General features: G+C 48.1%; 18 protein-coding genes and 1 pseudogene. 14 read left to right on the top strand and 5 right to left on the bottom strand.

Translation table 11 applies throughout. The annotated features are described in order from the left end of the window. The first annotated feature begins 1 nt into the window (after position 1). The 4 genes from U2F10_RS27700 (at position 2) to U2F10_RS27685 (ending at position 7,530) form a co-directional block, all read left to right on the top strand. Entirely contained in the window at positions 2–1,426 is a 1,425-nt protein-coding gene (locus tag U2F10_RS27700) for a SagB family peptide dehydrogenase (protein WP_490794243.1), read from the top strand. 53 nt (positions 1,427–1,479) lie between these two features. Beyond that, a complete protein-coding gene (locus U2F10_RS27695; protein WP_499873884.1) occupies positions 1,480–3,882 on the top strand; it encodes a S8 family peptidase in 2,403 nt (800 codons plus the stop codon). 299 nt (positions 3,883–4,181) lie between these two features. Continuing rightward, positions 4,182–5,540 (top strand): AAA-like domain-containing protein, encoded by a 1,359-nt coding sequence (locus U2F10_RS27690; RefSeq protein ID WP_163697913.1) that lies wholly within the window; start codon positions 4,182–4,184, stop codon positions 5,538–5,540. A gap of 391 nt (positions 5,541–5,931) precedes the next feature. Continuing rightward, positions 5,932–7,530 carry a flavin monoamine oxidase family protein gene (locus tag U2F10_RS27685; protein WP_499873883.1) on the top strand — a complete coding sequence of 533 codons (1,599 nt, stop codon included), beginning with the start codon at positions 5,932–5,934 and terminating at the stop codon, positions 7,528–7,530. A 32-nt stretch (positions 7,531–7,562) separates the two neighbouring features. Here the strand turns inward: U2F10_RS27685 and U2F10_RS27680 are convergent. Then, positions 7,563–8,030, bottom strand: a pseudogene (locus U2F10_RS27680) (PAS domain-containing protein); the annotation flags it as partial. Between the two features lie 213 nt (positions 8,031–8,243). Here U2F10_RS27680 and U2F10_RS27675 point away from each other — a divergent pair. From U2F10_RS27675 to U2F10_RS27665, 3 genes are read left to right on the top strand one after another with little or no spacing between them, the layout of a single operon-like run. After that, positions 8,244–9,002: a MinD/ParA family ATP-binding protein gene (locus U2F10_RS27675; RefSeq protein ID WP_163663707.1), complete on the top strand. Its 759-nt coding sequence runs from the start codon at positions 8,244–8,246 to the stop codon at positions 9,000–9,002. A 5-nt stretch (positions 9,003–9,007) separates the two neighbouring features. Further along, entirely contained in the window at positions 9,008–10,036 is a 1,029-nt protein-coding gene (glsA, locus tag U2F10_RS27670) for a glutaminase A (protein ID WP_499868166.1), read from the top strand. A gap of 7 nt (positions 10,037–10,043) precedes the next feature. Beyond that, the gene (locus U2F10_RS27665) at positions 10,044–11,852 is read left to right on the top strand and encodes a PAS domain S-box protein (protein WP_163697909.1); all 1,809 of its coding nucleotides are present in this window, start codon (positions 10,044–10,046) and stop codon (positions 11,850–11,852) included. A 363-nt stretch (positions 11,853–12,215) separates the two neighbouring features. Here the strand turns inward: U2F10_RS27665 and U2F10_RS27660 are convergent, their stop codons facing one another. Both U2F10_RS27660 and queA read right to left on the bottom strand, forming a co-directional pair. Then, positions 12,216–13,913, bottom strand: a complete 1,698-nt coding sequence (locus U2F10_RS27660; RefSeq protein WP_499062196.1) for an ATP-binding protein — start codon at positions 13,911–13,913, stop codon at positions 12,216–12,218. Between the two features lie 238 nt (positions 13,914–14,151). After that, on the bottom strand, positions 14,152–15,207 hold the full coding sequence (gene queA / locus U2F10_RS27655) for a tRNA preQ1(34) S-adenosylmethionine ribosyltransferase-isomerase QueA (RefSeq protein WP_499868753.1): 1,056 nt from the start codon (positions 15,205–15,207) through the stop codon (positions 14,152–14,154). A 243-nt stretch (positions 15,208–15,450) separates the two neighbouring features. Here queA and U2F10_RS27650 point away from each other — a divergent pair, with 243 nt between their 5' ends. Beyond that, the gene (locus U2F10_RS27650; RefSeq protein WP_006517587.1) at positions 15,451–15,840 is read left to right on the top strand and encodes a hypothetical protein; all 390 of its coding nucleotides are present in this window, start codon (positions 15,451–15,453) and stop codon (positions 15,838–15,840) included. A gap of 24 nt (positions 15,841–15,864) precedes the next feature. Here U2F10_RS27650 and U2F10_RS27645 read toward each other — a convergent pair whose 3' ends face one another. Continuing rightward, entirely contained in the window at positions 15,865–16,311 is a 447-nt protein-coding gene (locus U2F10_RS27645) for a YraN family protein (RefSeq protein ID WP_499873882.1), read from the bottom strand. A 74-nt stretch (positions 16,312–16,385) separates the two neighbouring features. Between U2F10_RS27645 and U2F10_RS27640 the strand changes: the two genes are divergently transcribed. Beyond that, complete coding sequence (locus tag U2F10_RS27640) at positions 16,386–17,570, top strand: C39 family peptidase (protein WP_499873880.1); 1,185 nt, start codon at positions 16,386–16,388, stop codon at positions 17,568–17,570. Between the two features lie 33 nt (positions 17,571–17,603). Here the strand turns inward: U2F10_RS27640 and dnaG are convergent, their stop codons facing one another. After that, positions 17,604–19,553, bottom strand: coding sequence for a DNA primase (gene dnaG / locus U2F10_RS27635; protein ID WP_499062198.1), 1,950 nt, complete (start codon positions 19,551–19,553; stop codon positions 17,604–17,606). A gap of 517 nt (positions 19,554–20,070) precedes the next feature. On the opposite strand from dnaG, the gene U2F10_RS27630 reads away from it, so the two are divergent. From U2F10_RS27630 to U2F10_RS27610, 5 genes are all read left to right on the top strand, one after another. Further along, positions 20,071–20,643 (top strand): glycosyltransferase, encoded by a 573-nt coding sequence (locus U2F10_RS27630; RefSeq protein WP_499873879.1) that lies wholly within the window; start codon positions 20,071–20,073, stop codon positions 20,641–20,643. Positions 20,644–20,709: 66 nt separating this feature from the next. Continuing rightward, positions 20,710–21,336, top strand: coding sequence for a glycosyltransferase (locus U2F10_RS27625; protein ID WP_499873878.1), 627 nt, complete (start codon positions 20,710–20,712; stop codon positions 21,334–21,336). An 80-nt stretch (positions 21,337–21,416) separates the two neighbouring features. Continuing rightward, positions 21,417–23,078: a glycerol-3-phosphate dehydrogenase/oxidase gene (locus tag U2F10_RS27620; RefSeq protein WP_499873877.1), complete on the top strand. Its 1,662-nt coding sequence runs from the start codon at positions 21,417–21,419 to the stop codon at positions 23,076–23,078. Positions 23,079–23,130: 52 nt separating this feature from the next. Beyond that, positions 23,131–23,673: a metal-dependent hydrolase gene (locus U2F10_RS27615; protein WP_163663727.1), complete on the top strand. Its 543-nt coding sequence runs from the start codon at positions 23,131–23,133 to the stop codon at positions 23,671–23,673. 59 nt (positions 23,674–23,732) lie between these two features. After that, a complete protein-coding gene (locus tag U2F10_RS27610) occupies positions 23,733–25,373 on the top strand; it encodes a class I SAM-dependent methyltransferase (protein ID WP_499873876.1) in 1,641 nt (546 codons plus the stop codon). The last annotated feature ends 47 nt before the right edge of the window (positions 25,374–25,420 follow it).

The following is a 25,420-nucleotide window of genomic DNA, read 5'->3' as shown; positions in this document are numbered from 1 at the left end:
GATGGCTGATCTTTTCACTCTCTCCTTTAGATCCGATATTACCCTTGAGGTGGAAGCCGAGCAGATTGCCTTGCGATCGCCCCAACAGACCCTGACATTGGATCATCCTCAACCGGGTTTAAAGGCCGCCTTAGAGCACCTAAAATATTCAGCACTCACCCTCACCCAGTTGGTGGCTAAGGTGGTAGAACTGGATGGGCCTGAAGCGGGTCTCACCTTTGAGCCTGAATTACAAAAACTGATTCGCCTGGGCTGGATCTGCCATTCTGTTCTTCCCCTGGTAACGGCTATTCCAATTACGGATAATTACCAGTTCGAAGATGGTAGTGCAGATGGCAGTGCAGATGGGCCATGGCAACTACCAACGCTTTCTCGCTTTGCTTTTTTGCATCAGGACAACCAGCAATTCGTTCTAGAGTCTCCCTTATCCAAAGCCAAGATTGTTCTGTGGGATTATCGAGCTGCTGCGATGGTGGCAAAGTTGGCTACCCCTAATAAATCTCTGACCTTAGAGGAGATTACAGAGACACTGATTGATCTAGATACTGCCCAACGCTTTATACAGTTATTAATCGCCACTGGCATGGCAATTGTTGAACCTGAACCTAAGGCGTTGACCCACTGGGAATTTCATAGCCTATTGTTTCATCGTCAAACTCGATTGCAACGATTAGACGACCCACACCAAGCGGAATTGCCTTTCTTTGAAGATCGCGATCGCTATCCCACCCTCAAACCCCCCATGGGCGATCAGGTGATTTCATTAGTCAAACCTGATCTGGCCCATGTGACAGCCAACGATATGTCACTAACCCAGGCGATCGAGGCGCGTCAGTCCCTTCGAGAATATGACGATCAGCCCATTTCGATTGATCAATTGGGAGAGTTCTTATATCGCTGTGCCAGGGTGAAAGAACTCTCTACCCTGGAAGAAGATTGGCTCAATATTAAAGAATTCACTCAGCGCCCCTACCCTTGTGGCGGAGCCTTATATGAATTAGAAATTTATCCCGTCATCAATGAGTGTGAGGGGTTGGCGGCAGGGCTCTATCATTACCAACCCCTCGCCCACACATTACACCTACTTGTTGATGGACAATCTCCCGTAGAAAATTTGCTTTACGATGCCTGGAAGGCAACGGGACAACAAGATATTCCCCAGGTTCTGTTAATCATTACAGCCCGATTTGGTCGCTTGTTCTGGAAATACCCCAGTTTTGGTTACGGCTTAATTTTGAAACATATTGGCGTGCTATATCAGACCTTTTATTTGGTGGCCACAGCGATGCAATTAGCCCCCTGTGCGATCGGATCAGGGAACTCAGAGCAATTTTGTAAAGTGGCCGCCCTGGATGAGATTGAAGAAGCATCTGTCGGAGAGTTTAGTCTCGGTTCATTAAAGCGACATAATCACGAGCTGCCCTAAACGTTTCACCTGTCTGATAACGCCATTCACCTCTCATTTAACCTGAAGCTACCATGCCTGACTTTGCTGCTATTCCTGGATTTGCTGCCCTCCAATCGCTGACCCTTGGAGATTCTCGCATCAAAATCGCGGTTTTGGACGGGCCTGCCGATCTTGATCGCACCTGTTTCAAAGGTGCCAATTTGAGCCGAGTCAACCCCTATTGGCAAGAAGAGCTGGAGCCCATTGATCCGGTCTATATTCAGCAGGAACTCAAAATCAGAGCACTGACGGAGCAACGAAAAGCGCTGAAAAAGTCCATGAAGGAATGCGAAAAGCAGGATGCAGAGATTATCCCTTCGACTCCAACCGATGGCAACGATGAGCCGCGATCGCAATTAAATGCTCAGGTGACACCCTCTGAGTTAGGGTGCACGACTGGCCCACTGAAAACCATTTTTCATGCTTTGCTAGAAGACATGGATGCCCCTTTGCGGGAGCACTATCGTCAGTTAAGGGATGCCAAGCAACTATCATCGCCATCGCCCAAAACCCTCCAAAACATTGACCATACCGCTGCCATTGACGCCTTAGAAGCAGAAATAAAAGAGCTGGTAGAAGCGATTCCTGAATCAGTGAAAATACGTTTGAATGGGGTTTTCCACGCCACAGGTATTTTTGGCACAATGTTTGGGCAACCGGGCTCTCCAGTCGAAGGGATAGCCCCCCACTGCACAGCAATCAACATTCCCCTGTTTGAGACGGCAACAACCGGTGAAGCCCTATCCCCCCTGAGTCTGGCCCATGCCTTTAACCTGGCACGGGACCTGGGGGTACATATCATTCATTGTGCGGCTTGCCACCCTACCCAAACCGGATTTGCCCACGAAATGATTCAGAAAGCCGTCCAGCAATGCCAGGAAAACAATATCCTAATTGTGGCTCCGGCAGGCAACGACAAGGGGGAATGCTTTTGTGTTCCTGCCGTGCTTCCCAATGTTCTGTCCGTCGGCATGATGAAAGATGATGGGCAACCTGCCAGCTATAGCAATTGGGGCGGACAGTATCAGCATCAAGGCATTCTCGCTCCGGGCGAAAACATTGTAGCCGCTCAACCAGGCACTAATGAACCTGCTCGTCAAGAAGGTACCAGTTTATCCGCCCCCCTGATGACCGGTCTCTCTGCGTTATTAATGAGTTTGCAACTGCAACGCGGTGAGCAACCGAATGCAGAAGCTGTGCGGTTGGCTTGGCTGAATAGCGCCCTGCCTTGCGATCCTGAAACGGTTGAAGAACCCGAGCGCTGTTTGGCGGGTCGGTTAAATCTTGCGGGTGCTTATCACTGCCTGACTGGACAATCGTTACCTGGGGTGCAACCGGCTACGGCCATGCCGTCAACTATAACGCGGCCCACGGCCAATCTTCTGGCCCTCGGCCTGGTTGAACCGGCACCGATCCACGCCCCAGTTGCACCCCTCAAAGCAGCACCTAGCCCTGAACCAACACCAATCCTAACGGCGACAGCTCCGGTCTCACAACCCGTTTCTCTCCCCACTGTTCTCCCTGCTGCCACCTCTGCTCCAGTCGCCCCGCCAGCGACTACCCTTTCTTCAGCGACTGTGACACCCAGTGCAGTCTCCAACAAAGTGTATGCCTTGGGAACCATCGGCTATGACTTTGGCACTGAAGCGCGACGCGACACCTTCAAGCAAAAGATGCCAGCTGTTGCCAGTGATGGCACGATCGTGCCGGCCAATCCCTATGATGCTCGTCAGATGGTGAACTATCTGGATCAGAACCCAACGGCAGCAAAATCGCTCATCTGGACACTGAACTTAGACTTAAATCCCATCTATGTGGTTGAGCCTAAGAATGCGTTTGCTAATGATATTTACGAGACTCTAATCCAAATGCTAGCGGGGCAGTTGGAAGCGGAAAACAGCGAAGATTATATTGAGCGGGTGAGCATACCTGGGCGCTTGCAACATAAAACGGTAGACCTGTTTTCGGGACAGGTTTTGCCTGTGGTCGAAATTGAAAATTCGCGGGGAATGTATGGTTGGCAAGTCAATGAATTAGTCCGTTCGGCCTTTACAATGGTTCGCGATCGCATCCCCACAGCTACCGATGTCGCCATGCAGCGTTCATTAGACAGTTTTTTGCAGCGCATCTACTTTGAATTGGGAAATTTGGGACAACTTGCTCGGGAGCGCGCCCTTAACTTTGCCGCCACTAATGCCTTCCAAGCTGCATCTACTTTTGCTGAAGCGATTGCCCTAGGGATGCAACTTGATAGCATTGAGGTTGAAAAAAGCTCTTTCTGCCGCATTAATAGCGACTGCTGGGACGTGATACTGATGTTTTTAGATCCAGAAAACAATCATCGAGCAAAAAAGGTATTCCGCTTCACAATTGATGTAAAAGATACCGTTCCAGTGACGTTAGGGAACGTGCGATCATGGTCAGTACTCCGATAGTAATCCCTCAGGAGTATTGGAAGATTACTATAAAACAAATCTCTTTTATCCAATAAATTTAGAGAAAATTCAAAAATATAGATAGGCGATGATTTCTTTGCAAGGAATCATCTATCGCATCCTCTGCAAAGATTACTAGACAAATAGACATATAGATGTAGTATATTTCAAAATATAAACAAACAAAGGTAAGAAAAGTCGGAAAAGTCGGAAGACCTCTAATAACTTACCTGAGTTTAATATTTATGTGAGAATGTTTAGGTGATTTCCTGTAGAATCTCTAGTTCCTGTAATCGCCTATGAATTCTGATGAAGTTCTTCTGGCCATTGAAGAGCGATTTCTTAAACGGAAGCTAACTCCAGCAGAGCGGATCGTTCTAGGACAAACCTGGAACAAACAAACCTATGATCAAATGGCCAAGCATTCAGGCTACGGAGATGCTCACCTCAAAGACACAGGCTACAAGCTGTGGCGAGCCATCTCTCAAGCTCTTGGACAGCGCGTCACTAAGAAGAGTTTACTCTTCGTGTTACAAGAACACCTACAACCGCTCTCATCATCACACCTACAACCGCTCCCATCATCGTCGAATCTAACCAAGACTTTTGTGCCTTTACATACAGAGGCACTATCAGCACGACGACCGTACCTATCTGGCCCCCTACCGCCTGATTCTCCGTTCTATATCCAGCGTTCTCCAGGCGAAGAATTAGCATACTCAGAAATTCAGCGCCCCGGAGGTTTTGTGCGGATCAAGGCACCTCAAAAGATGGGGAAAACCTCCCTGATGTTTCGATTGATTGAAATTGCCCATCAAAACAATTATCAAACGGTCCATCTCGATTTACAAACCGTGGATCAAGATGTCTTTAGCAATATTGACACGTTTCTAAAATGGTTTTGTGTACGCAGCAGCCAATCATTAAAGTTAGCGCCAAAACTCCTTGATTTTTGGGATGCCTCCATGGGGCACAAGGTCAGCAGTGAACTCTATTACCAGGAATATCTGCTGGAAAATAGGAAAACGCCTACGATATTGATTATTGATGCAGCTGAACGACTGATTGAACATCCTAAGATCGCCCAAGATTTTTTTCCGCTGCTGCGTTCCTGGCATGAAAAAGCTCGATGGAACTTTCTTTGGCGTAACCTCCGTATTGTCATTGCACATGCTACCGAAATCTATGCTCCATTAAAAATCCATCAATCACCCTTGAACATTGGTCAAGCCATCAAATTACCTAAATTCACTGCTACCCAGGTGGCGGAATTAGCAGCCCGCTATGGTGTGGCAAAAAGCAATGACACATTAGGAAAAATCCTTGTAGATTTGGTCGGCGGACATCCTTATCTGGTAAATATCTTTCTATATTATCTGGCTACGGAGTCCCTATCGATCGATACATTACTCAAAACAGTATCCATGCCATCCGGTATTTATGGGACTCATCTGCGGAATTATCTAGCGCTCCTAAAAAAAGAGCCAGAGTTAGCTATTTCTTTCAAACAGGTGGTCTCTTCCACAACAGGTGTGGAACTAGATGCTGTTGCTATGTATCGTTTAGAAAGCCTTGGTCTTATTACCATCAACGGATATCAGGCCATCCCTAGCTGCAATATCTATCGCTCATACTTTCAACAACAACTTAGTGTTTAGAGATACAGAATTAGCAAACATCAACATTTCCTTGTTTTTAGTCTGTTTTTTGATTCGCTCACCATGAAGATTCAAACTTTAAAAGTATCATTTCATATGAAATAAAAAGAATGCGTAAAGTCGCTCTTCAGCCGTCTTTTCCGACTTTACTTACTTTTGTCTTTTGCTATATATGTAATGTATTCACAACTGAGAATACAGCAAATTAAAAGGCAACTTAAAAGTTTGAAAAGACTCTTTGATGTTTGCCAATGCGGATCATTTTATTGGTCCGCATTTTCTTATGTAATTAAATACTAACTCAACTATCTCTTGACTTGGCTGAAATTAGTTTATCTTTCTCACATCTAGCTTTTCTTTAAACCAAATCTACTGGAGAAATCTACAGGATATGGCACGGACTCCTCTATTTAGCTTGTTTTCTCGCGCTCTGAGGTCTGCAACTCTTGCGAAGCTTTACCGAATGCCTATTGATGAACTGTATGAACTCCAAAAAAATCAAAAGAAAGGCAGACTGGGACGACGCAAATTCTTGAAAACAGCTGCTGCCTTTGGAGGTGGGACAATGCTGGCCAATGGGAGTCAAGGGTTTCGAAATGTCGTGCTTGCCCAGGCCGTTAATCCTCCGAAAATTGTGATTGTGGGGGCAGGCCTTGCCGGACTTAATGCCGCTTACCAATTAAAAAAAGCAGGCCATCGCGCCACAATTTACGAAGCCTCGAACCGTGTCGGGGGCAGGATGTATACAGTACACGATGCCATTGGAGAAAATGCCTGGGTGAACCTCGGAGCCGAGTATATCAATAGCGATCATGAGGATATGATCGCCCTGGCTGAAGAACTGAATATTCCCCTGATCGATCGCTTTACTCCCGATGAGCTGGCATTGAAGAATCTGTATTATTTCGACGGGCGCACGATTTCTGAGGCCGAACTGGGAGAAGCACTGATCCCCATTGCCGAACGAATTGCCGTTGATGCCAAGCGGCTGGATGAAGATTGGGATACGGTTAGCGTTGAACTGGATGCCCTCTCGGTTTCTGACTATTGCGATCGCCTTGGCATTTCAGGATGGGTGCGAGAGTTTATTGAGACTGTTATGGTGGCAGAGATGGGACTTGAAACTGACGAGATCACTGCTCTCAATTTAGTTTGGCTGATTCCCAGTGTCAACGAAGACGGAATCGTCGAAGCGACGGGAGACTCCGACGAACGATACCTTGTCCAAAATGGGACTCAGGCCATCACTGACGCGATTGCCCAACAGGTGCAAGGCCAAATTGAAACAGGAATGACCTTGACTTCTATTCGCAGCCAGGGTGAACGATTCCGACTCACATTTAACTACAGGGATGTCGAGGCGGATATTGTTATTCTTGCCATTCCCTTTAGCGTTCTTCGCCGCATTCCGCTACAGTTGGACCTACCTCGATCCCTACGTCAATTCATTCATCAAGTAGGTTATGCCAATAATGTCAAAGTCGCTACGGGGTACAGCAAATCTATTTGGCGAGAACAAAAATTAAGTGGGGTGGGGCATACCAATCTTCCTTACCAAACCTTTTTTGAAACCACGCAACTTCAAGAAACAGAAACAGGATCTCTCACCTTTTACTTAGGGGGAAATGTTGGATTTGAGAGCAAGCGTTATAGCGTTCGCGAAAATGCTCGAATCTATACACAAATGCTCAATGATCTAATTCCTGGTTTAGCAACAGCCTGGAATGGCAAAGCAACTCGCCTACACTGGCCAACCCATAGTTATGCCCTGGGAAGTTATGCCTGCTGGCAACCAGGGCAGTACACCGGGTTTATGCAAGATTATGTCTATATTGAAGGGGAAGAGGAGCAAGAGTTTGCTGTGGGGAACTTAATCTTTGCTGGAGAACATACCAGTGATGAATACCAGGGCTATATGAATGGTGCGGCACAGTCAGGACGTTTGGCAGCCCGTGCTGTCTTATACCGGCTCTTCCGGCTCTTAAGTTGACTACTGAAGTGTTTTTCCCTTAAATCCTACCTCTAGCTCCAGAATTCATCTAGGTTGACATCTGATATCTCCTCCTGTACTTCCTGAAAGTAGGTGCTTGAAGTCAGGCTTTTAACTTCTTCTTCCCGTTTTTTGTGATCAATCTCGATTTGCAACTCTTCTAATTGCCGTTTGAGTTCATCTTCGCGCCGCTTGCGCTCGGTAATGTCTTGCACAATGCCTTCGTAATACAGCACATTACCGTTGTTATCTTTTACAGAACGAGCATCGATTTGAGTCCAGATAATATCGCCATCTTTGCAATAGCAGCGATATTCAAAGTCTTTGACAAAGCCTTGTTGGTCTAGCAGTTCTCTAAATTCGGCTCGCCGCTCTAGATCAACGTATAGCTGTTTACCGATATTAGTGATTTGTTCAATCATTTCCTGGGGAGAGTCATAGCCATAAATTTTGGCCAGGGCTGGGTTGACGCTCAGGAATCGTCCTTGGGGAGAGGATTGCACTCCTCTGCGCGCCTTGGGAATATTCCTGCCATCTTGAAGCAGACGGAGCTACCCCTGGTCCAGGCTCTGCTAACAGGGGTAGCTCTGCCTGATGTCATGAAGATCTAACACAGGGTCAGGAGGTGCTTTACTAAGGAATTTGGCATTTTCTTTGATAGCAGATTTATATCTGGTATTTTCTTGAGAAGCTTCCAACATAATTTCCCAGGTATGCCCAAAGTTGTTTCGGTACATTCTTATCGAGGCGGTACTGGTAAATCCAACTTTACTGCTAATTTAGCGACCACTATCGCCCTCCAGGGTAATCGCGTCGGTATTGTGGATACTGATGTGCCTTCCCCTGGTATTCATAACCTATTTGGTCTAGAGCCTGAGCACACCCACAAAACCCTAAATAATTATCTTTGGGGGGAAACTTCTATTGAAGATGCCGCCTATGATGTGGGTGAAAAGTTGGGTGTGGCTGGCGATGGCAAGCTTTACTTGGTTCCTTCTAGTGTCAGGGCCGATGATATTGCCCGCATTCTCAAGGATGGCTACGATGTCAGGCTGATGAACGATGGCTTTCGTAGCTTAGTCAAGACGCTAAAACTTGACTATCTATTCATCGATACCCACCCAGGGCTATCTAAAGAAACCTTTTTATCCATTGCCATTTCCCACGTGCTGATCTTGATCTTGCGTCCCGATAAACAGGACTATCAGGGCACGGCAGTGACTGTCGATGTGGCCCGACAGCTCAAGGTTCGTAAAATGCTCTTGGCGATCAATAAGGTTTATAGCAGCTTAAATATGGACGCCCTCAAGCAAAAAGTGGAGGAAACCTACGGTGAAACCGTAGCAGGTCTGTTTCCTCTATCTGAGGACATCGTCCAGCTGGCGAGTGAAGGGGTATTTTGTGTGAACTACCCGGAGCATCCAGTCAGTCAAGAATTTCGTAAAGTCGCCCAGCAAATCGTAGGGGATTAGCCAGGATGTCAGACATCGGAGATTTGCAGTCCCTGGCCAGCTCAATCACAGCGGTCACCTCCCCGTTTCGCAATTATTTGACCGAGCTACACGAAAAGTTTCAAGCCATTAACGACGGTGCTGTAGCTGACTATATTCCTGAACTGGCGCTGGCCAAGCCGGAGTGGTTTGGGATTTGTGTGGTCACCCAAAATGGTCAGGTGTTTGAAGTGGGGGAGTGTGACCAGCTGTTTACGATTCAGTCGATTTCTAAGGCGTTTGTGTTTGGTTTAGCCCTAGAAGATCATGGTCGTGAGTATGTGAATAGCAAGGTGAGTGTAGAGCCGACAGGGGAGGCGTTTAATGCCATTGTGCTGGATGAGGCAACGAATCGCCCCTATAACCCGATGGTGAATGCGGGTGCGATCGCAACCACAGACCTGATCAAAGGCAGCAGCAGCACCGAACGACTCAAGCGCATGCTGGCCATGTTTCAGCGCTACACCGGTCGAGAACACGACATCAATGTGCCTGTCTTTTTATCCGAAAAGGCCACTGGCTACCGTAACCGTGCCATGTCCTACCTGATGCTCAACTTTGGCATGGTGGGCGACAAAATTGACGAAACCCTGGACCTGTACTTTCAGCAGTGCTCGATCATGGTCAACGCCCGTGATTTAGCCATGATGTCCGCCACCTTGGCCAACGGCGGCATCAACCCTGTCACCCAAGAACGCGCCATTGATGAGCACTATGTACAAGACGTAATTAGCGTGATGCTCACCTGCGGCATGTACGATGCCTCTGGCGAATGGGCCTATCGAGTGGGGATGCCGGCCAAAAGCGGTGTCGGCGGCGGTATTTTAGCCGTAGTGCCCAAGCAGCTGGGCATAGGCACTTTTTCCCCACCGCTAGATGCCAAAGGCAACAGCGTCCGGGGCATCAAAGTTTGTGAAGCCTTAGCTACAGATTTTGGCTTACATCTATTTAACGCCGCCAAGCCTGAGCGAGAGCTGCAAGCCTGGATTGATGGCAACGATGTGGATAGCTGGTAGATACCCCATGAAACTACCAGCTCGCCTGCAGTCGCCCAACAATCTGCCCCTACGAGTGGTCTTGATTGTGCTGTTTGTTGGCCAAATTGTCGGAGCCGTCGGTCTAGTGGGCTATCTGTCCTTTCGCAATGGTCAAAAGGCCGTGAATGGGCTGGCTATCCAACTACGCCATGAGGTCACAGCCCGGATTGAACAAGAACTACAGAGCTATTTTGAAACCCCCCACGAGATCAATCGACTCAACGCCAGCGCCTTTGCCAGAGGCATACTGGATGTAGACGGAGCAGGCTTTGGTGAAACCCAGCTCTATCAACAGATGCGGATTGCCCCCACCATTGCCCTGGCCTACTGCGGTAGCGCCCGCAGTGGCGAATTTTTTGGAGTGTTGCGATCACCTGAGAATGGTGCACTGCAGCTAACTTATAGTAATCCCGCCACCCAAAAACTGCGCCGATATTACAGCTTAGATGTCCGGGGAGAACGCACTAACTTTCTATGGCAGGCAGATACACCCTATGATTCTCGCCAACGTCCCTGGTATAAAGCGGCAGCCTTGGCCGAGCGGCCCCAGTGGACAGATATCTACATTGCCTTTACCACTGGGCTACCCAATATTACTGCCAGCCTCCCTGTGTATGATCGCTCCGGCAAAGATGTGCTGGGAGTATGTGCAACGGATGTGGTGCTCCCAGAGGAATTTAGAACCTTTTTACAAAGCCTACAAATCGGGCAAACCGGGCAAGCCTTTGTGATCGATCGCCAGGGGCAGCTGATTTCCAACTCAACCGATGAACCCCTGATGGTCAACGATGGGGATACTGCCACCCCCCTGCTAGCTATCAATAGCAGCGATCAGTTAGTCCGAGATACGGCCCGTTACCTCGCCCAGCGATTCAATGGGTTTACTAACGTGACCGAAGTTCAGCAGCTACAGCTACAGCTCAACGGTAAACGCCAATTTTTAGAAGTGCTGCCGTTCCAAGATGGGTTTGGTCTCGATTGGCTGATTGTGGTCGTTGTGCCCGAAGCCGATTTTATGGGCCAGATTAATGCCAACACCCGCAATACCATCCTGCTATGTGGGCTAGCGCTGCTGGTTGCTATTGCCTTAAGCGTGCTGACGGCCCGTCGAATCACCCGTTCGCTTCTACGGCTATCTCAAGCCTCCGATCGCTTGGCCCAAGGCCATCTAGACCCGCAGGTGAAGTCCAGTTTTATTGCCGAAATTGATACCCTGGCCAACTCATTTAACAAAATGACTCGGCAGCTGAAGCAGTCCTTTGAGACTATCCGCATTGCCGAGGAAAACTACCGCAGCATCTTTGAAAACGCCCTGGAGGGGATCTTTCAATCTAGCCCTGAAGGCCGTTTTATCAATGTCAACCCAGCCCTAGCCAACATCTATGGCTATGACTCTCCCCAAGAGATGATCGATAGCATTACCAACATTGGTACGCAGCTGTATGTTGATCCAGAAAAACGGGCAGACTTTCAAGCAAAAATCGACCAGCAAGACAGCATTACCGGGTTTCAATATCAGTGCTACTGCAAAAACGGCAGTATTATTTGGGCCCAAATCCACGCCCGAGCCGTTCGCACCTCCCAAGGTCAAGTGCTCTACTATGAGGGCATTGTCCAAGACATTACGGAACGCAAGCGGCGCGAAGACGAGCTAAAACGCCAGCTGGCCGAGCTAAAAATTGAAATCGATCAGCAGCAGCGGCAAGAGGAAGTCGCCACCCTAACTGCCAGCAGCTACTTTCAGGAAGTACAGCAGGAAATAGCCGAAGTCGATTTAGACGAATTTTGGAGCTGAAGAACCCAGAAAGGCCTATGGCCAAGCTCACTCAATACTCACCCTTGCAAGAGTCTATGGATATTAATTCTGGGAGTCTTAGGAGAGATTATAGAACAGGTTTATCACTGTATTTTAGAACTTACAACAAAACTAGGAGAGAGTTTTATTCTTGCGCATTATCGGTGAGTAATTGAGCGAACATTATCTTGGTTAGATAAGGCCAGACATCTGTACCGAGACTATGAGATGTTACCTGAAAACCATGAAGGAGCGGTCTATGGGATCATGATTCGCTTAAGGCTGCGTCGGTTAACCGATAATCGACGATGGTGGACGTCAAAGACTCCTCAGGCTGCTGAGTATTTGTTTATGAACCCACTCTTACTCAATACTCACCCCTTTAAAGGTAGTTGCCTTAGGCTTAGCTGCCACAGGTGCAGACTTAATTTGTTGCGTGCGTAGTCGATGCTTTTGAAAATATCCCTGCCATTCTTGGGGAGCGTTGAGAGTCTCACCACCATGTTGAGTAAGGCGTTTACGTACCTGACAAAGGACAGGAGTGTTAACACAGGCTCCAGAAATAATCACCTGCCCCTTAGTGAGGGCTGGTAACTCCTTAAGTAAATCGCGCCCAGCAGCTTCTACACCATACTTCAGACTTTCTTGATCCACTGGGTTCACAATGCGCATAAGAAACTGGCTCATGCACTGGGAGAGCACATCAGAATCAAGCTTGCCGGGCCGTTGGGTGATTAATCCCACACCCAAGCCAAACTTACGACCTTCGCTGAGAATTGTACGGAGCACTGCTTTGCAACGAGATGGTTCCTTGGCTGGGGCAAAGCGATGGGCTTCTTCGATCAAGACGAATACAGGAAAAGGTAAATAGTTTTCATCACCTTCTTCGATTTTATCGCGGGCCGTGTTGATGCGCGCATGGTAGCTCTGACGTAGCACCGCTGCACAGATAACCTGCTGTTCTTCCTGGCTGATTTCGTTCATCTGCAAGACGGTCACCTGCCCCGGCTCAAATAAATCGCGGGGGGCCATGTGGTTCATCTGATGAAAGTAAGGAGATCGAGCTAGACGGTCCAGCTTCCACTCCAACGCAGGCGCAGACGAGCCCACCTTGTCATTGCCCTCATCATCAGCTGTGGTGTCAGCCTCGTAGACTGCTGCAATGAGATCATTTACATTCCACCGGTAGTCTCCCCGTTTATGTTTACCCAAAATGGTAAACGCTTTGTTGAGTATGGACTGTTGACGGTCACTCATCTCGGGCAGTAGGGTCAGAATATCGTAATAGTCCAGGGACGACATCCGAATCTGAATATCTTCAGGTGTGAGAATTTGGACTTTAGGGGCATAGCCATCGCTGTCATGAAAGGCTGAATGACCTCGCATTTCTGCTAGGGTACTGTATTCTCCATGGGGATCGAAGATGAGCACCGCTGCTCGGTTATAGGGCTGCAAAAATTCTTCGATGAGGACACCGGCTGTGTAGCTTTTGCCTGAGCCCGTCCCCGCCAGGATAGCCATGTGGGTACTGACAATTTCTTTCACGTCCAGGGCGACGGGGACACTGCCGCCAGGACGCAGTAGTAGAGAACCAATTTGGGCAGATCCCACCTCGCCTGGCTGCTTTTTATTGACGACCTGTTGTAGGCGGCTATCTGCTGCAATATGGACTTTGGCCCCTGGATCTGGGGTTATGCGAGGGTTAATAAACCCAAGGGCCGGATGGAAGTAGCCAATAACATCCACCGTGACCTCATAAATTTCTGGGTTGGGATACGCAAACCCAATCAGTGAGGCAATGGTATCTGGGCTAATTTGTGTGTCAGCAAAAATCCGATCCGGTAGATGATCAATGAGTCGACGGTCAGAAATCTTCCCTAAAATTTCCCAGGAGCCATTACTATCGGGTGCTTCGATGGCATAAAAGACAAATTCACCGATTTTGACCCGCTTGTTATCGGCAGTAATAAAGACATATTGGTTGCCATCTTCGCCAGGGCCCTTGACTGTGCCAATTACTGGATTCTCAGTACCTGAATCGGAGTGAGCCGTTGGAGTCATAGCGGTGCGATCGCATCAGTGCTGGCTTGCAAGCCAATATCACCCACCATAGTAAACCTGTATTGATGGAAAGAAACCTGATCTTTTAGGGATGCATGCAGTACCGTCCTGAAATGTTCTGCAAGCCATGGTAAGAAAGGGAGAACGGCCTCGAAACATAACTTCAAAAGAAGCTCGTACGACGGCACGTTCTCCATGGGGGACATGGAGAATGACGAACAGGCTATTTTTGAGTTCCCTAAGTTAAACGATAAACATCCGGCAAAATCACCATGGCATCACCAAAGGAATAGAAGCGATAGGCCTGTTTAATCGCATCTTGATAAAGATCCATCAGTCGCTGACGGCCCACTAGTGCGCTCACTAACATCAGCAAGCTGGAGCCAGGCAAATGAAAATTAGTGATCAATCCATCCACCACTTGCCACTGATAGCCAGGGTAGATAAATAAATTAACCGCACCTTGGTACGCCTTGAGACTGCCTTCCTGGTTAACCACGCCTTCTAAGGTGCGAGTGGTCGTAGTGCCGACAGCAAAAACATGGTTACCTCGTGCTTTAGTTTCTTTAATCAGATCGACTGTGCTTTGGGGTAAATGAACCCATTCTGCATGCATCTTATGGTCAGTAATCGCTTCTGATTCTACCGGGCGAAAGGTGCCCAACCCTACATGCAGCGTAACTTCAGCTCGCTGCACACCTTTTTCTTCCAGCGCTTGAAATACCTCTGGGGTAAAGTGCAAACCAGCTGTAGGAGCTGCCACGGCACCGGGGTTTTGGGCATAGATTGTTTGATATTGGTCCGGCTCCGCATGGGAGTCGGTGATGTAAGGCGGTAACGGAACTTCCCCGAAAGCGTCCATAAGTTTGTCGATGGGGGTATCCGTTGTGGTTTCAAACGTGAGTAATCGACCGTTGGTGTCGAGATCGCAATCCTCTACCCTGGCCGTTAGCAGAGGGTTCTCTAAATCTGGGCCAAAATAGATTGAACTCCCTGGTTTTAAGCGTCGTCCTGGTTTGACCAGTGCCAACCATTGATGGGGTGGGATACGGGGTTCTAGTAATAAAACTTCAACCTTCGCCCCACTTGGTTTGTATCCATACATTCTTGCCGGAATGACTCGCGTATTATTAATCACGAGGAGGTCTCCAGCACACAAAAACTTAGGCAAGTCTTTAAAATAGGCATGCTGGTGATCGGTGTTTGATGAGATCACCATTAAGCGAGAGTGATCTCGGGGTATAACCGGTTCCTGTGCAATCAAACTTGGCGGTAGTTCATATTGATAAGCCATCAAGGAATAATCGCTGTTTGCCTGCTGTTGATCGATCAATTCTTGACTATGGGATGGTTGACGGCTATTAGATGGAGACATAGTTTATAAAGAACATCAGATGAAATACCGTTGATTTTTGATAAAGGCGTGTTTTCGGCCTTACTAAGCCGAGGGATTTAATGCCAGACTATTAGATGGATTTCTAGGGACCGGCTGCCTAAGTGATTCAAACGATCTAGACTGTAGCACCGCTTTATACCTATGGATTACGTTTACTATTTATCCAATGCCAGTCTTGTTCTGCGAGTTGTTGAAAGGCTACATCGCCTCACTCAGCTCCCGTTAGAGTTCTTAAGTGTTATTCATCGTATCGATGGCTGGATTATTCGGGTTAGGCTGCATGAAAGTGTCTCTCCGGATACGGCATCGAACTTTCAAGCTTTTTTAGATGAATTGGGCGGTCGTTCCAAACCTGGTTATCGCGTGCGGATGGCGTTATGGGGTTTGGAAACTGGCCAAACATCCGTAGATGTCATGCGTCGTTACCAGGTCGCTGTTGTTTCCCATGGCAAACCTGACCGCTACGAAATTGAAGAATTTCGCAAGCAGTTTGTTCAAGGTTTAGGCTATTGCCCTGAAACCCTGGCGTAATTAATTATTCATGGAGGGTGGGGGTTAAGCCCATCCTTCAATGGCATTGACCAAATAATCTTGTAGCACCAGGTATCGCGCACCGTCCGGCAGTTTTAGCTGAGCCCTGGCTGTTTGTGTTGCCTTCCCATGGCAGCTAACCAATGCCACATCTAAACGGCACGGCAACTGAGCCAGATGCGGATGGCGGGTGAGAAAGAGGCGAGCCGTGGTCCAAAGTTTTCGCTGCTTAGCGCGGGTAATGGATAATAGCCCATCCAGATCCCAGTTGCCCCGACTGCGCGTTTTCACTTCTACAAATGCCAGCATTTCGCTACTCAGCTGGCCACCTTGGGTGTTGTAGCCCTGGGCCACAAGGTCTAGTTCTCCCCAGCGACAGTGCCATCGTCGATAAAGAATTTCCCAGCCTTGCTGCATCAGCCAGGTCTCCACTAGTTGCTCGCCATACACTCCCAGATCTTGATCAGGCATAGCCGTTCTTGTTTAAGCCTTCGAGCTAGATTGCCCTGGGCTGTCAGCATAAAATCAAGTACTGCTAACTACCGATGAAAATCGCCAGAGAACTGGGTAATATGGCACAAAATCCCCTGGCTAGACAGCGCATCATGAGTCAAAAACTAAAAGCGGACCTTTATGCAGAGTATCAACAAGCGTTTGACCGATGCACAGTACGGTCAGAGTCTTTAGGGTTAGCGCAGGGGGTGACTAATCGATTGGTGGCTTTGCGATCGCACTATGATGCTGTGGAAAAATCAACCACTGTGCCCTGGTGGTTTGCTGGCATTTTGCATTACAAAGAATGGAATTTCCGCGAGCCTGCCCTCTTTGAAAAGAAAGTGGCAGAAGTTCTCATTGACAAAAAATATCACCAAGCAACTACTCGCACTGTAGCCGCCTATCTCTGGGGATTTGACCTTTGGAATGGCTTTCAAGATGGTTCAGGTAACCAGTCCACTTGGGTGTGGGGCAGCACCAATGTCCTGGCAAAGAAGACCCCTGAAATGGGGGCAGCCGGAATTTTAAAGCGCTTGCAGCAACAGGGGCTCGTTAAGGTTAACGCAACGGCTCCAGTAGCAGCTAAAGCGTCAGCAACTAAGAGTACCCAGCCTGCCCCCGCCAAAGCACCCGCAAAGCCTGCACCCGCAAAACCCGCCCCTAAGCCTGCCAAGAAAGGTAAAAAGCTGCCGGTCATGTACTTTTCCCAGCGTGACAACGCGGCCCAAGCGCATCGGACGTGTAATACCGCCAGCTGTTGGATGGGCGCACTCTACATGAAAACGGCCCTCTGGGAAGAATGTGGCGAAGACCAAAATGCAGACCTCAATTTCTACTTACCTAAAGTAGAAACCTACGGAGACACTACGGATCATGGCGCTCAGACTAGAGCACTGTCAAGCCTGGGGGTGGAGTCGGCATGGCACACTACGCTTTCCATGAATGATGTCAAAAAAGAACTTGATGCAGGTCGTCCGGTCGTTTTAGGTGTGTTGCACAAGGGGCCTGTCAGTAGCCCCCGTGGTGGTGGTCACATGATTTTGGCAGTGGGCTACGACGACAGTGGCATGTTTATCCACGACCCCTATGGAGAGATGGACTTGGTGAATGGTGGCTATCCTGGTTCGACCGATGGGTCCTATCGCCACTACAGCTATAAAAATTTAGGTGCTCGTTTTGAGGTTGAAGGCCCTGGGAGCGGTTGGGGGCGTCTATTCCAAGGGAGCCGTGCGTAATAATTATGGCTACCGTTGCAGCTCGATCACCGCTTATCCATCCAACTGACCATAAAATTCACCAACCCAGGGTAAGCTGGCCAAATCTTCAAAAGCGACCTGCCGCTCTTGCTCTAGTTCAGCGATCCGCTTTTTCTCGGCATAGCTTTGCTTTTGATAGTAGGCGCATTCATCAGGCTGAGTTTCTAAGTCAGTTTCTTCCCACAGTTTTAGAAAGTAACGATACCGCTTTTCGCACAGGGTTTTCTCCATGCAGGCCACGGATGCTCGAATAATTAGAGGGGCACGGAGAATATCACGCTGCGTCTTTTCATCGAGATAAAGCAGGTGATGAACCTGGGAAAGGGGGCCGGTGGATTCTGAGGCTAAATTGCGGAGCTGCTCCAGTAGGCGCATGGGGGATGTGTCAGGTTGAGCCTCATCGGCGGTCTGCCACTGCATCATCATGCGCCAGAGGGCACGATGATGGGAAAAACTCAGTTGCAAATCCCGTTCTTCCAGAGCCTGTTTAACCGCTTGGCGATTTTTCGGCATGTGAATGTAGACCCGTAAAAGCCACCCTTCTGCTTCTTCCAGCGCACTCTTTTTAATGGCGACTTTAAACTTTTGAGGTGCGTCGTCTGGGGAGCGTCGCTGACGGCGTACCTGGGCTAAAAAGTTTTCGGCCAGCAGGGGCACTAGTCGCGCATCACCCTGGCTAAAGATTTCGGCGCAGTGGCGAATATAGTGGGTGCGAGTATCGGCATTGGCAATGTCGGCCAGCAGTTTGACGATATCCTGGGATGCTTTTTGAAACTGGTCGGCCTGTTTCAGGTCTACATTTTGTAGGGTTTGTTGGATTTGCCAGTCGAGCCACAGCGGAGCGGCATCAACTAAGGCATTGTATTCATCAGCGACATGGGTTTTCAGGTAGTCATCGGGGTCCTTGCCGTCAGGAATGTTGAGAATGCGTAGCTGCACATCACCTCGGTGAGCCATTTCAGTAACTTCACCAATCGCTCGCTGTGCTGCCTTAACCCCGGCAGCATCAGCATCAAAATTAAAAATGATTTGCTTTGATTCGGTGTAGCGCAGTAACTGTCTCACCTGTCCGGCATTAAGGGCAGTCCCCAAAGAGGCCACAGTATTCGTGATCCCTGCCGCGTGGAGGGCAACCACATCGAAATAGCCTTCGACAACAATGGCGCGGTCTTGCTTTGCGATCGCCCCCTTTGCCTTATCCAACCCGTACAGAGTTTTACTCTTATCAAACAGCTCGGTCTCCGGTGAGTTTAAGTACTTGGGTTTTTCATCCCCAAGACAGCGTCCCCCAAAACCAATAATGCGTCCGTTGGGATCATGGATGGGGACCATGACCCGATTGCGAAAACGGTCATAGTAACCCGTACCTCTTTTATTAGGTAAAATCAGACCGGCCTGTTCCACCAGTTTGACTGAATAGTTTTTTTGTTCCACCAGATAACCATAGAGGGGTTGCCAGCCATCGGGGGCATAGCCAAAGGTGAAGTGCTTGAGAATGTCATCACTAAATTGGCGTTGCGATCGCAAATAGGCCAATGCCTCCTGCCCAGCACTCTGATATAGGGCGTGTTCGTAAAATTTAGCGGTCACTGTCAGAATTTCAAACAGCTGTTCCCGCAGGGTGACTTTGCGTTGATACTCTTGTTGTTTGGCAGGTTCTAAGGTTTTGACAGGGACCTGATACCGTCGCGCCAGGTCCAAGACGACTTCCGCAAACGATTGCTGCCCCAATTCCATCAAAAACTTGAAAGCATTTCCCCCAGCGCCACAGCTAAAACAGTAATAAAACTGTTTCGAAGGACTGACACTGAAACTAGGGGACTTATCATCATGAAACGGACAGAGGCCCGTAAAGTCTTTGCCTTGCTTTTTGAGCACCACATGTTCGGACACCACATCAACGATGTCCACTCGCTGGCGCACATCATCGATGGTATCTGGGTGTATGCGGGGAGAACCCATGGAGCTCCAGGTGGCTATGTTAGCCTAACCATCATAGGATCAATCATAGCGAGCAAGCTGTAGGGCAAACCAAGTTAGAAGTATGCAAGCTTATTCACTTAATTGAACCAAGCTCACACAATCTTTAATCAGGTCTTCAAAATATAGATATTACATAAATGAAGCCTATCCAGCTATTGAAAAAACTACGTATATATGGATATATTCGTGGTTACATATCCGAAAATTTACGAGGGTCCGTAAAGTAGGAGTACCATCCTAGACTTTAGGAGCTGTAGGCAGTACCAACTGTTTCCAATTGGGTTCTAGCTTCTTATTGGAAATGTTGTTAAGTAATGGATTCAATATCCAGCGGACTTAGTCCTCTCGATTGTCTGTATCCATTTTTACGTAACAGCATAATAGAAACGTTAAAAATTAGTCCCTAGTGAGGTCATAACTCGTAGGGCTTATTTTGGTTTTGTGTTTTCGGTGTGATTGTCCGTTTTTAACAACATTCGAGCATAGAAGAGTTTCGATGAACATCTTGATGCTTGCTCCACATCCCTTTTACCAGGCAAGGGGTACCCCTATCGCAGTTGACCTTGTGCTGAGAGTTCTCTCAAGTCGTGGTGAAAACATTGATGTTATTACATTTGCCGAAGGCAAGGATGTGTACTACACAAATGTGAGAATTCATCGCACCCCATCATTCAGGTTCACTCGAAATATTCGTCCTGGATTTTCTGGAAAAAAGTTGCTCTGCGACGTTTTTGTATTCATCAAGGCAGTTCAATTGGCTAGGACTGGGCGGTATGACCTTGTCCATGCGGGTGAAGAAGCTGTTTTTATTGCGTTATTTATAAAGAAAGTCTTTGGTATTCCGTACGTTTACGATATGGATTCCTCCCTTGTAGGTCAGCTAATTGATAAGTACCCCAGGTTACGGTTTTTCCAGACCTTGCTGCGTGCATTTGAGGGGACGGCTGTGAAAAATGCAGAGGCTGTTATTCCTGTTTGTCGGGCATTGGCTACTGAGGTGCAGCGCTACAGCCCGAACAAGAAAGTTGTTGTAATTCCTGATATCTCACTGCTACATCAGTCTCGCTAGAGCTGATTTGCTTGTGTTTGCTTGTGTTTGCTTGTGTTTGCTTCTATCAAAAAAGGGGATTTACCAATGCAGTTAACTCAGTTAAGAAAGACCTATAAAATCACAGGCCCCCTGTTAATGTATGTGGGCAACCTGGAACGATATCAGGGGATCAATTTACTTTTAGATAGCTTTAAGCTAGCTGTAGCTCAGATGGATGAAGTCCATCTGGTCGTTATTGGTGGCGTGTCTGAGCATATTGAGCACTATCAGCAATATGCTCGAAAGTTAGGGATTGACGCTTGCGTACACTTTATTGGTAAGCGCCCCGTAGAAGATTTGGCGTACTACTTAGCTCAGGCTGATATTCTGGTTTCTCCCCGTACCCAGGGTAATAATACGCCTATGAAGTTATATTCCTACCTGGATAGCGGTAAGGCTTTATTGGCGACTAATTTACCCACCCATACTCAGGTGCTTAACCATCAGGTGGCTAGACTTGCAGCGCCTGAAGCCCAGGACTTTTCCCAAGGAATGTTGCACTTGATGCAAGATCAAGAGTTGAGGGAGCAGCTGGGAATTAAAGCTCAAGCCCTGATTGCAAAGCAACATACCTATGAGGCATTTTCCGATAAATTGACTGGGCTATATGACTGGCTACAGACTCAATTATTAGGTGAAATTCAACCCTCTAATCTTTCCAATAGCTACTAAGAGGGTCCTCTGGTTAAGAGAGTCTCTGGTCAGTAACTCAACTAGGTTGATTTGAGGCTCACAGCAGCACGGGCACAATTATGCAGAGAAACTTACAGGCATTATCCAATCAATCGTTTGACCTTTTGGTTCTCGGGGGTGGAATTCAGGGTGCCTGTGTTGCTTGGGAGGCCACATTACGGGGTTTGTCAGTTGCTCTAATTGACAAGTCTGATTTTGGGGCAGCCACATCGGCCAACAGTCTCAAGATCATTCATGGTGGATTACGTTATCTGCAAACTGCCGATTTTAGACGCATGCGGCAGTCTATTCAAGAACGGCAGACGTTGATGCGTATTGCCCCCCACTTGGTTCATCCCTTGCCGATTTTAGTGCCTACCTATGGGCATGGTCTGAAGGGGAAAGAGGCCATGGTTGTTGCATTGAAGCTCAATGATTTAATTAGTTGCGATCGCAACCAACACTTGAGCGATCCCCAAAAGCATATCCCTCCGGGTCGGGTTCTTTCTCGGCAATGGTGTCAGCAACAAGTACCCGAGATTACAACACAGGGATTAACGGGCGCAGCCACCTTCCACGATGCCCAAGTTTATAATTCTGAACGCTTGACATTAGCTTTTATCCAATCAGCCGTTCAGCAAGGGGCCACTGTTGCGAACTATGTCAAAGCAACGGATTTTTTACAGACCGGGGATCGGATTCAAGGCATTGTTGCCCAAGATGCGTTCACCCATGAATCATTTGATGTTCGAGCCAAAGCCGTTATCAATACCAGCGGACCTTGGCTGAACCAGGTCTTAGCACGATTGCCTAAGCCTCCATCACCCCAGGCATTTGCTAAGGCTTGGAATGTGGTGCTGCGTCGACCGCTGTTGAAGACACCCTACGCCATTGCCTTGCAAAGTTTACCTGAAGGCATGGTTACCCAAAAGACACAGCAAAAATCTCGGATGCTATTTGTAGCACCTTGGCGTGGCACATCCATGATCGGCACACTATACAGTGTATGTGACAAGTCACCCGATAGTTGGCATGTGGACGAAGCGGAAATCCAAAGCCTGCTGCGACAGATTAACCAAGCCTACCGACCTGCTCAACTGACTAGAGAGGATGTGGCCTTTGTCCATGGTGGGTTACTGCCACAAATAGGCCTTTCTAGCAGTGGTGAACCTCGGCTGGCAAAACGCTACTGTATTCGGGACCATGCCGCTGAGGGCTATGGAGGCCTGTTATCGGTGACCGGTGTTAAATACACCACCTCACGAGACGTGGCCCAAAAGGTTGTGGATTATTTATTCCGTACCTGGGAGCAGACACCCCCACCCTCACGTTCAGCCAGTACAACACTGGTAGGTGGATCCATTGAAAATATTGAAGACTTTATTCAACAGATTCTTGAACAAGACCATAGTCAGCTAAATCCCTCTGAAGTGCGGCATCTTGTCTACAACTATGGTTGTGTTTACTCGGATATCTTTAGAGGTCAAAGCGCAGACTCAACCCAAGCGATTGTCGCTCAAGTTCGTCATGCCGTACAGACAGAAATGGCTCAAACATTAAAGGATGTGATTTTCCGCCGCACTGATCTGGGATCGGCTGGTGTCCCTAGTGATGCCATGATTCGCCTTTGTGGAGAAACGATGGCTCAAGAGCTAGGTTGGAGCTATGCTCAAACCCAAGCAGAAATCGAAGGTCTAATGTCTGGAGATAAAACGTCTAGTCGAGATGTTGTCACCGTGTAGCTGTGTTCAAAACCTGATCTGTTGCTTTATTTATCTTTTATTTAACTAACCTATGCCATCTCCTATTGCCCATTCCGTCTCTGGTTATGCCATCGCCAGAGGGCTGGAGTTTCCTAAAGTTCATAGCGTTTTACCTCTGGCGTTATATGCGGTCTTTGTTGCGATCGCAGCAGATTTTGATTTTCTGCCCAAAATTGTGGCTGGGATCAATACCCATCGCGGCTTTACCCACAGTCTGATCTTTGCGCTTATATTTAGCTTGATGGTGAGCAAATTAGCCAGCAATAGGACTGCTATTAAGTACCTCAGAATCTTTGCCCTCACCCTGGTTATCTACTGTTCTCACCTGGTTCTAGATTTTTTTACCCAAGGAGGCTCAGGTATCCCGTTACTGTGGCCTGTTAGTGATCAGATGTTTCAGTCCGCCGTCCCTTTGTTTCCAGCGGTGCACCATTCCCATGGTCTATTCAATTCCATCCACCTCTTCTTTCTGACGTTTGAGCTTACCTATACGGTTCTTTTATTGTGGGGATTATCTCAGTGGAAATCATTTAGGCAGCAGCAAAAACATAAGACATCCCGCCTTGAACAGTAACTATTACATGATGCGATTGAGCTAGAACAGCCAAATCCTTCTGAGCACTGATTAATCCTATGACCTCTCTAACCAACGCTGAAGTCAATAGAGCCAACCCTCAAACTTTCCCCTCAACCAGCAGTCAGCCTATTCTGATTGACACCCATGTTCATATTTATGACTGCTTTAATATCGATACATTCCTAGACTCAGCCTGGCAAAATTTTTACAGTCAGACTGGGCATCAAGCTGGGTTTACTGGTGTGCTCTTGCTGACGGAGAGTAAATCTCACAACTGGTTTCAGTCCCTAGTGACACATGTGGGTGAATCTTCCCATCGCTGGACCTTTCATGCGACCGCAGAAACCTTGTCTTTGCGAGCTACTGATACTCAAGGTAGAACCCTTTATCTGGTGGCGGGTCGACAAATTGTTACGGCTGAAAAGTTAGAAGTGGCGGCGTTAATTTGCGATCGCACCTTCCCCGATGGGTTATCGACCCAAGCCACTATTGAAGCCATTCAAGCGGCTGGAGGCATTGCTGTACTGCCCTGGGGAGTGGGCAAATGGGTTGGTAAACGAGGAAATTTAATTACCCATCTGCTCCAACAGGAATCCCTATCCCCCCTATTTCTGGGAGATAACAGTGGGCGACCTCAATTTTGGCTAAGGCCTCCGTATTTCTCGCAAGTAGAGCAGCAAGGACGCCCCGTTTTGCTAGGTACGGATCCGTTGCCCTTGAGTTTAGAAGTTTCTCGCCCAGGTAGATATGGTCTCATGCGATTGGGAGAATTTGATGGCCACAAACCGGGGCATTACATAAAATCGAGTTTGCTCAATCCAGCCGTGAGCTGGCAACCCTACGGTAGCCTAGAGACACCCTGGCACTTTATGCGCAATCAAATTACCCTCAGGGTGGGGTGCCTAAGGGGAGTACCCCTTAGGGGGAGAGTCCAGCCATCTTCACCCCCACCCATGGCAACTCAAAACACGCTAGCTCCTGACGGTTTTCCTGAAACTGCCGATATCGAAACATCCTCTGAGGACTATGCTTCTCGGTTTGCTGGGGCCATTGGTGAGTGGCTATTACAGGTACAAGAAGCGGCCACCTTAAAAATGTTGGCCGCTTACCCAGGGGCGAAGGTGCTAGATGTGGGAGGTGGTCACGGTCAGTTGACCAAAGTCCTGATAGAGCAAGGATATGACGTGACTGTGCTGGGGAGTGCCGAGATCTGTAAGGCCCGAATTCAGAACTATCTTGACCAGAGGCAGTGCGCCTTTCAGGTAGGCAATGTGCTGGATATGCCTTACTCAGATAATGCCTTTGATGTGGTGATTAGCTATCGCTTTTTGGCCCATGTGACCCAGTGGCAGCAGTTTCTCAGGGAGCTTATCAGAGTGGCTGGTAAGGCTGTTATTGTGGACTATCCGACGGTGCGTAGTGTAAATGCGATCGCACCCGCCCTCTTCAAATTCAAAAAAGGCTTAGAAGGCAATACCCGTCCCTTTGTTTGTTATCAAGAACAAGAAATTATTGACCACTGCGAGTCTATCGGCTGGCACCCAAGTCAACGCTATGCTCAATTCTTTTGGCCGATGGTGCTTCATCGTACGTTAGGGAAGCCAAAAGTCTCTTCGCTATTAGAGAAAGCACCCCGACTGCTAGGGTTAACGCGATTATTGGGTTCACCTGTGATTGCTAAATTCCAGAAGCGTTAGAGGGTTCAGGTAATCTTTTGACTGATTAAACTCGCATATTCAAACAT

This window comes from Leptothoe sp. EHU-05/26/07-4 (assembly GCF_043421015.1).
In the GTDB taxonomy this organism is placed as follows: domain Bacteria; phylum Cyanobacteriota; class Cyanobacteriia; order Phormidesmidales; family Phormidesmidaceae; genus Leptothoe; species Leptothoe turfae.
The sequence above is the reverse complement of the archived record's forward strand: the minus strand, read 5'-3'. Positions and strand labels throughout refer to the sequence as shown.